This is a genomic window from Rhizobacter sp. P1_G5, assembly GCF_056405435.1.
The window spans coordinates 1-7,847 of sequence record NZ_JBFUCB010000259.1 but is presented as its reverse complement, the minus strand read 5'-3'; the positions used below and the strand labels follow the sequence as shown (position 1 = coordinate 7,847).

The window sequence follows — 7,847 nt, the reverse complement described above, 5'->3', positions numbered from 1 at the left end:
GCGGGGGAGGCGGTCGAGATGACGCTCGCCGAGGTACTCAGCGAGGCGGGCCAACCGACCCGGCACGTGTACTTCCCGATGGAGGGCTTCGTGTCGCTGATCTCGCGGGTGGATGCCCATCCCGGCCTGGAGGTCGGCATGGTGGGACGCGAGGGCATGCTCGGCGTGCACGTGGCGCTGGGGGTGCCGATCGCGCCGCTGCACGCGGTGGTGCAAGGGCCAGGCACGGCGCTGCGCATTGCTGCCGCGCCATTCCGGCGCGAGTTGGGGCACAGCGCTGCGCTGCAGCGCAGCCTGGGCCGCTATGTCAATGTGCTGATGGCGCAGCTGGCCGGCTCGGCCGCCTGCCTGCGCTTCCACCTGATCGGCCCGCGCCTGGCGCGCTGGCTGCTGATGAGCCAGGACCGCGCGCAGTCCGATCATTTCCACATGACGCACGAGTTCCTGGCCTACATGCTGGGCGTGCGGCGCGTCGGCGTGACGGCCGCGGCCGGCGCGCTGCAGGCGGGGGGCCTGATCGAATATCGCCGCGGCGAGTTGCGCGTGATCGACCGCGCCGGCCTGGAGGCGGCAGCCTGCAGCTGCTACCTGGCCGACCGGCGCATCTACGGCCTGTCGATCGGCCGGGCACCGGCCCCGGCGATCAACGCGGCCTGATCACCGCTTGCGCTGGCGATCCGACGTGGCCGGCGCTATCGCCGGAATCGCCAGCACCGGCGTTCCCGGCTTGGCCACCGGCGCCTGCGCCTGCTGCGCCTGCTTGGGCTTCTTCACTTCCTTGTTGCCGTGCTTGCGTTCCTTGGACATGGTGGTCTCCCGATTTCAGCGTGGCTTGGACACGCCGTTCTCATCCGAGAGGATGATCTCGACGCGACGGTTCATCTGCCGGCCCGCGGCACTGTCGTTGCTGGCGACGGGGTAGGCCTCGCCGTAGCCGCGCGTGCGCAGCCGATCGGCGGTGACGCCCTGGTCGATCAAGGCCATGCGCAGGGTTTCGGCGCGGCGCGTCGACAGCTCGAAGTTGCCGCTCTCGGTGCCCTGGCTGTCGGTGAAGCCCTCGATCATCGCGGTGCGCTTCGGGTGGTTCTTCATGAACTCGACCAGCTTGCCCATGTCGCGCACACCGCCGGCGCGCAACTGGGCGCGGTTGGAGTCGAACAGCACGTCGCCCAGCGTGATCACGTCGCCGCGGTCGATCTGCTTGGAGCCCAGCGCCTTCAGCTGCAGCTCCAGCTCGGCGGCACGCGCCTTGTCCTGCTGCGCGCCGGCCGTGGCGACCGCCAGTTCCGCGCCCTTGGCCTGGGTTGCCATGCGGGCTGCGGCCACCTCGCGCGCCGCCTTGTCGCCGACGCTGCCGGCCTTGGCATCGGCGGCGGCCTTGTCCCAGGTCTTGGCACTGGTGGCCTCGCGCGCGATGGCCACGCGCTGCTGGGCCAGGTAGGCGAAGTGGTCGACGCTGCGCAGCGTGTCGCCGCGCGCGCGGGCCGCATCGCCGGCCGCGAGCGCTTCGCGGGCCTGCGTCATCTCCGGCCCGGCGTACTCGACGGCCTTCGGGTCGCCTTGCAGCGTTTCATAGCTGGCGTGAGCCCTGTCGAGGGCGGCGTTGGGTTGCGGCACGGTGCCGCAGGCCACCAGCGCTGCGGCCAGTGCGGTGACTGTGAAGATCGAAAGCGTGTTCATTGGGTACCTCCGGGGGACGCGGCCTTGCGGGCTTCGTCGGCTGCCTTGCTGGACTTGGCGGTCTGCATCTTGCGCACCGCGAGCTGCGCGTCGAGCTGGCTTTCCTCGGCCAGCTGCTTCGCGAGCACGTAATCCTTCGCGACCACGGCCTTCTGCGCGGCGGCCAGCTTGTCGGTGGCCAGGCGCGTCTCGGTGGGTGCATAGGCCGGCGCGCCGTCGACGGCGGCACTGTCGACCGCGGCCTTGGCGCTGGCCATCTGTTCGGTCGGTGGCGGCGTGGTGGCGCAGCCACCGGCGATGAGGACCATCAACCCAGCCAGGAGGATGGGACGGGGCGCCTGCGGAAACGCCAGGCAAGGCACATGCATGAGTCTCATGAGGGGACTCCTTTTCGGAGGAAGGGAAACAGGGGAGGACGGTGGGGTGTCTGCGGCTGCACCCCTTGACGCAAACGTAGCTCGACGTGCGATGTCACTCTGGCGCCGCCGATGCCCGGACCATGGCAGCCGGCGGCGCTGCCGTCTGTCTGCCAGCGCACGCAAGGCCGTGCGGCGAGGCGCGGCGAAAGCTGTCCGGYGTGGATGTGGAGCTATCCGTCGGCGTGACCTCGGCACTGCTGTAGGAGCCGTCCTCTTTTGCCCCCAGGTCCTGCTTGTGTGTGACTTCGCGGACTACGCTCGAAGCACCCAGGCAGTGTGGCCATGTCGGCTGCACCCACTCAGGAGTTGAACCATGGCCATCCACCCCTCCCAGTCACAAGACGACGGCAGCGAATCCACGGACGCGATCACCTTGCTGGAACAGGATCACGAAGACGTCAAGGACTTGTTCGACCAGTACGACGAGCTGGCGGAGAACGAGGGCTCGGAAAGCGACAGGCAAGCCCTTGCGCAGCAGATCTGCACCATGCTGACGGTGCACGCCACCATTGAAGAGGAGCTTTTCTACCCGGCCGCGCGCGAAGCGCTGAAGGAAGACGACYTGATCGACGAAGCCGTGGTCGAGCATGCCAGCGCCAAGGACTTGATCGCCCAGCTGGAATCGATGCAGGCTGGCGACGACCTGTACGACGCCAAGGTCAAGGTGCTCGGCGAACTCATCGACCACCATGTCGAGGAGGAGGAAGACGAGATGTTCCCGAAGATGCGCAATTCGGGCCTGGACCTGCAGGTGCTGGGTGTCGCGATGGCCAGCCGGAAGGAAGAACTGCTGGCGGAGGCTGCGGCGAGTTCGTCGGTGTGAGGGACGGAATGACGGCCGTCCTCAATCTGCGGTATGCCAAGCCATGCACTGGAGCCATCACAGCCCTCTCGCAGCGCGGGTTGCCCCTCGGCGATCTTGAGTCGTCGGTGATCGACGCTGAAAGCGTGGCCAATGCCGGCTCCGTCTTGCCTATCGCGCATTGGCGCGAGTGTCTGGCGGAAATAGTCCCAGAACGTGTACATCGGCTTGCCGGGATGGAGTCGCGCCACGGCGTCGGTCCAGCCCTGGTCGAGCAGCCGGCGGAAGGCGTCGCGGCTTTCGGGCTGCAGCAGCGCGTCCTTCAGCCAGGAGCGCGTGTTGTAGATGTCCGCCGCGTCGTCTGTCGGCACCACGTTGTAGTCGCCCGCGAGCAGCACCGGCTCCTTGCGGTTCGAGCGCCGCGCGCGGAAACGTGGCCTGCGCGGCCTTCAGCTCCTGCAGGCACACGACATCCGGTTGCTCCCGCTCGAGCCAGGCGAGCAGGGCTGCCAGGCGCCCGTTGATGCCGTTGATGTTGCAGGTCGCAATCTTCATCGCGTTCACCTCAAGGAGGGGCCGCCGCCGCGGCTTCGATGAACAGGCGCTTGATCACCGGGTACGCGGCGCGCACCTGGCCCTGCAGCGCGGTCGTGGCCGTGGCCGCCTCGGCCGCGCTGACGCCGGGTGCGAAGTCCAGCTCGGGCCAGTCGAAGCGGTGGCTCAGCGCGATGCCGGCGGCCGCGATCAGCAGGCCGAGCAGCGCGGCGGCGTCTTTTGCGAGCACGGTGTAGGTGGTCGGGTCCTTGCTGCGGTGCAGTGCCTCCAAGAACGGCGTCGTGCCGGTGGCCTGGACGAACTGCCGGTGATGCCGGCCACCGCGAACTTGGTAGCCGCGATCGCCACGTTGGCGGCGATCGCAGCGTGGATCGCGAGCTTGGTCGCTGCCACCTGCCGCCCACCTTCAGACGAACGATGTCGCGAGCATCGCGATGCTGGCGGCAGCCATCGCAAGCGTCGCGCCCCAGCCGAGCACGCGCCAGGGGCGGCCGAGCGGCATGGCACCGATCACGCGGGCATGGGTCGACGCGACCATCACGCCCACCATGATCGGCACCGCGATCACCGCGTTGACGACCGCCGACCAGTACAGCGCGCGCATCGGGTCGAAGCCGGCGACGCTGATGAACACCCCGACCACCATCGCGGCGGCCAGGATGCCGTAGAAGGCGCGGGCGAGGTGCAGCGGCTGATCCAGACCCTTGCGCACGCGTACGACGCTGGCCACCGCGTAGGCCGCCGAGCCGGCGAGCACCGGCAGCGCGAGCATGCCGGTGCCGACGATGCCGGCCGCGAACAGCACGAACGCGAAATTGCCGGCAATCGGCTTGAGCGCCATCGCCGCTTGCGTCGTCGTCTCGACGTGAGTGATGCCTTGTTGGTGCAAGGTGGCGGCGGCGGCAACGATCATGAAGAACGCGATCAGGTTCGAGAAGCCCATGCCGGCGATCGTGTCGATGCGCAGGCGCCTGAATTGCGCCTCGCGCTGCGTTGGTGCGCGCAGCAGCGGCTGGTCTTCGGCCACGCGGTGGATCTCCTCGACCTCCTGCGCCGCCTGCCAGAAGAAGAGGTAGGGGCTGATGGTGGTGCCGAGGATCGCGACGAGGGTTGTCACGTAGTCCCTGCTCCACACGAAGTGCGGCAGCAGCGCGCCGTGCAGCGCGGCGCGCCAGTCCACGTGCACGGCGAACGCCACCCCCACGTAGGCGAACAGGCTCAGCGTGAGCCATTTGAGGATGCCGACGTAGCGCCTGTACGGCAGCCACACCTGCAGCGCGAGCGACAGCAGCCCGAACCCGACCGCGTACGCCGCGGTCGGGCCGCCCGCCACGTGCGCCACCGCATCGGCCATCGCGTTGAGGTCGGCGCCGAGGTTGATCACGTTCGCCACGACCAGCAGCGAGACCAATCCGATCACGAGCCAGGACGGGCACAGCTTTGCGAAGTTCTCGGTCAGGCCGCGGCCGGTGATGCGACCGATGCGGGCGCTGGCCAGCTGTATGCCCACCATCAGGGGAAAGGTCAACAGCACGCTCCAGCCCATGCCGTAGCCGAAYTGCGCSCCSGCCTGCGTGTAGGTGGCGATRCCGSWMGGGTCGTCRTCGGCMGCGCCGGTGATTAGTCCGGGGCCGAGCGTCTTCCACCACGCGAGCCGCGCGGCGGCGGGGTCGGGGTGGGGAGCGGAGGCCTTGGCCGTCGTTGCAAGGGGCATGCCGTCGATCATCGAAGGCCGACACGCCACCCCGGATAGGACCCCGACACCGCCTAGCGTAGGACAAGCGCGTGAGCTGGATCGAGGCGCCTGGTGAACTGTGCCACGTCCTTGATCGGATTGGCTGGCCGTGCGGAGCTCGAACCAGCGACCACGCGTCCATTCGACAGCTCGGCGCGCAGGTGTTCCAGGAAGTCGAGTCCGCGGCGATTCATCGCCTGGACGTGAGCACATGGGGTGTTCACGGCCGGCCAGGTGCTGTCGCTCATGGCTGGCAGCATTCGGGTAGGCTATGCGGGATGATCACTGGATTGAAAAAGGTCGATTGAGCTGACGCCCTGCAGCGAACCTCAGGTCGCAGCCCAGTTTCAACGTTTGGCATCAAGGAGAAGCACTGTGGATGAAAAGCAGAGCGAGATCCGCGAACACCACCTTGGCGTTGGCGTAGCGTGGGGCACAGCAGTTGGCCTGGCCGCTGGCGCCGGTTTCGGCGTTGCTCTTGGTCACTTGGCCTTGGGTATTGGCATCGGCCTCGCAGTTGGCGTTGGCATTGGCATCGCACTGGGTGCGGCCCTGGGCGACAAGCGCGCCAACGCGGCCCGGGAGCCAGCGCATACGTATGCTCACGGCAGTGATGCCTAGCCAGTCGCTAGACCGACGCTCGGCGTGAAGCCGCGGCCTCGACTCTGCGTCACCATTGAGCGATTTGATTGCTGGCGCAGAGGCTGCCGGGCTGACGGGTCGATCTGCCCCCAAGCGAGACAGGAGACTGCGCTTGCCTCGTCCGCAGCACACCATCAAGCCGGGTGGGCTACGTCGCCGCAGGCGGCCCGAACCAGGTGGTCAATGCATCGACGAGCCCGGATGGAGCAGTGTCTCCGACCCAAGCCACATGGCCGTCGGGCCGAATCAACACCGCGGTGGGAGCCGTGACCACCCCGAGTGCCGGAAGCTCCCACGTACCGACGTATTTCGCGTCGACGAGCCGAACCCGATCTGCCCACGCAGCGATGTCAAAGCTCCCCGGCTCACCGACGTTGAGCAGCACCGGTCGGGCATCATGCAGCAGGGTGAAGACCCGCAGTGGGCCGATCGCGGTGACCAGGTCGAGATCGGGCATGCGGCGTCCGAGCAGCGGGTGGCCCTTGCCGAGGTCGTAGTGAATGTCCAGGCCGGACATCTCCGCAGCGATTCGTTTGCGSGGCTCCTCCATCTTGAGGAAGTCGCCCACGATGTCGCGGACAGCCAGTGTGCGAGCGTCCTCGCGATGCAGTGCAACCTGCGCCATCGTGGTCTTGAGCACGCGCGCACCGACCGGGTGACGCTCGGCGTGATACGTGTCGAGCAAGTTCTCCGGTGACGTCCCCTTGATCACCTGCGCCAGCTTCCACCCGAGGTTCACCGCATCCTGCACGCCCGTGTTGAGCCCCAGTCCGCCGATCGGCGAGTGAACATGGGCGGCGTCGCCGGCGAGCAGCACGCGTCCACGGCGATACTGCGCGGCCTGCCGCGTCGTGTCGGTGAACCTGGAGATCCAGGTCGGGCTGTGGACGCCATAGTCGGTGCCGCACGCGGCGATGAGCCGTTCCTTGAGATCGCGCAGCGTCGGCTCGGTGCCTGCATTCGGGTTCGGCTCGGTCACCATGACGCCAATCGGGCCCACATCCTTGTAGATGATCTCGCTGCCTTTGATCTCGTACTCCGACCGCCCGAAGGCATACACGCCGGCAGACGACCGATGCACCCCGTACGGAGGCGTTTCCGTCATTTCCACTTCCGCGAGGATGTTGCTCGTGGTCGGATCCCAACCCGGGAAGTCAATGCCCGCCGTCTTGCGAATGAGGCTGCGTCCGCCGTCGCACCCGACGAGATACAGCGCCCTCAGTGATCGACCGTCGGCGAGTGCGACGTCGACACCGCCGTCGTGCTGCACGAATCCCGTGATTTCACGGCCGTAGAGGATGGGCACCTTGAGCTCGGTGACCCAGGTGGCGAGGATGCGCTCGATGTGCTTCTGCCGCAGCGCCAGCCCGTAGTTGTGGCGAGTCGGGAAATCGCTGATGTCCAGGCGGGTGAGGGCGAAGCCCGTGACCTGCGCGGTTTGTCCCGCCGCGAGGAATCGATCCGCGATGCCGCGCTGGTCGAGCACTTCAATGGTTCGCGAGGAGATTCCCAGGGCGCGCGCACCGGAGAGTTCTTGATGGGGACGGCGCTCGACGACAGCGACGTCCACGCCTGCCAGCGCCAATTCACCTGCCAACATCAGCCCCGTCGGACCTCCGCCGGCGATCACCACCGCATGCTCAATCATCGTTCGTGTGCTCCCGGAATCAGTCCCTCATCCGCGTGGCAGGGCGCGCAGGAAGTCCTCGGTGCGCTGCCGGGTCAAGTCCGAGCATCGAATGAAATAGCACGGCAAAAGGCATGACCAATGGCAAATCCAGGCAGGCCGTAGCCGGCCAGGAGCGGGCCCCCTGTGACCGACCGCTTCTAGGCCAACTTTATTCGGATGCCGGCTCTTCGTGCAGAACGCGTTCGATGTCAGCCTCCGAGCGCACTGGGATGTGGATGTCATCGCCGCGTGCGTCGGCACCTAGAAATCGGAAAGCTTCCGAGATGCCATCGAGCGGCACCTTCAGCCTGAATCGCTGGACGACATGCTCGCCCGGGACGACGG

Annotated in this window: 10 protein-coding genes and 1 pseudogene; 3 read left to right on the top strand and 8 right to left on the bottom strand. The window is 67.4% G+C overall.

Annotated features, from left to right (window positions below):
- A partial coding sequence (locus AC1D12_RS18050) for a Crp/Fnr family transcriptional regulator (RefSeq protein ID WP_477841997.1) occupies nt 1–657 on the top strand: 657 nt, incomplete at its 5' end.
- On the opposite strand, the gene AC1D12_RS18045 is transcribed toward AC1D12_RS18050, so the two are convergent.
- Genes AC1D12_RS18045 through AC1D12_RS18035 form a run of 3 tightly spaced genes read right to left on the bottom strand, consistent with a single transcriptional unit; the run spans nt 658 to nt 1,988 of the window.
- Nucleotides 658–807 (bottom strand): hypothetical protein, encoded by a 150-nt coding sequence (locus AC1D12_RS18045; protein ID WP_477828348.1) that lies wholly within the window; start codon nt 805–807, stop codon nt 658–660. It lies immediately after the preceding gene.
- Nucleotides 808–822: 15 nt separating this feature from the next.
- On the bottom strand, nt 823–1,680 hold the full coding sequence (locus AC1D12_RS18040) for an OmpA family protein (protein ID WP_477841995.1): 858 nt from the start codon (nt 1,678–1,680) through the stop codon (nt 823–825).
- A complete protein-coding gene (locus AC1D12_RS18035; RefSeq protein ID WP_477841994.1) occupies nt 1,677–1,988 on the bottom strand; it encodes a DUF4398 domain-containing protein in 312 nt (103 codons plus the stop codon). Before AC1D12_RS18035 ends, AC1D12_RS18040 begins: the two co-directional genes overlap by 4 nt.
- A 424-nt stretch (nt 1,989–2,412) precedes the next feature.
- Between AC1D12_RS18035 and AC1D12_RS18030 the strand changes: the two genes are divergently transcribed.
- Complete coding sequence (locus AC1D12_RS18030; protein WP_477828575.1) at nt 2,413–2,922, top strand: hemerythrin domain-containing protein; 510 nt, start codon at nt 2,413–2,415, stop codon at nt 2,920–2,922.
- Nucleotides 2,923–3,098: 176 nt separating this feature from the next.
- Here AC1D12_RS18030 and AC1D12_RS18025 read toward each other — a convergent pair.
- From AC1D12_RS18025 to AC1D12_RS18015, 3 genes and pseudogenes are all read right to left on the bottom strand, one after another.
- A pseudogene (locus tag AC1D12_RS18025) lies at nt 3,099–3,456 on the bottom strand (endonuclease/exonuclease/phosphatase family protein); the annotation flags it as partial.
- A gap of 10 nt (nt 3,457–3,466) precedes the next feature.
- Nucleotides 3,467–3,727 carry a hypothetical protein gene (locus AC1D12_RS18020; protein WP_477841993.1) on the bottom strand — a complete coding sequence of 87 codons (261 nt, stop codon included), beginning with the start codon at nt 3,725–3,727 and terminating at the stop codon, nt 3,467–3,469.
- A 135-nt stretch (nt 3,728–3,862) separates the two neighbouring features.
- Nucleotides 3,863–5,170, bottom strand: a complete 1,308-nt coding sequence (locus AC1D12_RS18015) for an NRAMP family divalent metal transporter (RefSeq protein WP_490363542.1) — start codon at nt 5,168–5,170, stop codon at nt 3,863–3,865.
- A 71-nt stretch (nt 5,171–5,241) separates the two neighbouring features.
- Between AC1D12_RS18015 and AC1D12_RS18010 the strand changes: the two genes are divergently transcribed.
- Nucleotides 5,242–5,499, top strand: coding sequence for a hypothetical protein (locus tag AC1D12_RS18010; RefSeq protein ID WP_477841991.1), 258 nt, complete (start codon nt 5,242–5,244; stop codon nt 5,497–5,499).
- Nucleotides 5,500–5,551: 52 nt separating this feature from the next.
- On the opposite strand, the gene AC1D12_RS18005 is transcribed toward AC1D12_RS18010, so the two are convergent.
- Together AC1D12_RS18005 and AC1D12_RS18000 are read right to left on the bottom strand one after the other, a co-directional pair.
- Nucleotides 5,552–5,785 carry a hypothetical protein gene (locus tag AC1D12_RS18005; RefSeq protein WP_477841989.1) on the bottom strand — a complete coding sequence of 78 codons (234 nt, stop codon included), beginning with the start codon at nt 5,783–5,785 and terminating at the stop codon, nt 5,552–5,554.
- A 196-nt stretch (nt 5,786–5,981) separates the two neighbouring features.
- Nucleotides 5,982–7,481: an FAD-dependent monooxygenase gene (locus tag AC1D12_RS18000; RefSeq protein WP_477841987.1), complete on the bottom strand. Its 1,500-nt coding sequence runs from the start codon at nt 7,479–7,481 to the stop codon at nt 5,982–5,984.
- Nucleotides 7,482–7,847: the final 366 nt, after the last annotated feature.

Bases quoted from the DNA above. Each gene is read 5' to 3' on its own strand.
- AC1D12_RS18005 (WP_477841989.1), bottom strand. From the start codon at position 5,785: ATGCGCTGGCTCCCGGGCCGCGTTGGCGCGCTTGTCGCCCAGGGCCGC.
- AC1D12_RS18040 (WP_477841995.1), bottom strand. From the start codon at position 1,680: ATGAACACGCTTTCGATCTTCACAGTCACCGCACTGGCCGCAGCGCTG.
- AC1D12_RS18035 (WP_477841994.1), bottom strand. From the start codon at position 1,988: ATGGTCCTCATCGCCGGTGGCTGCGCCACCACGCCGCCACCGACCGAA.
- AC1D12_RS18045 (WP_477828348.1), bottom strand. From the start codon at position 807: ATGTCCAAGGAACGCAAGCACGGCAACAAGGAAGTGAAGAAGCCCAAG.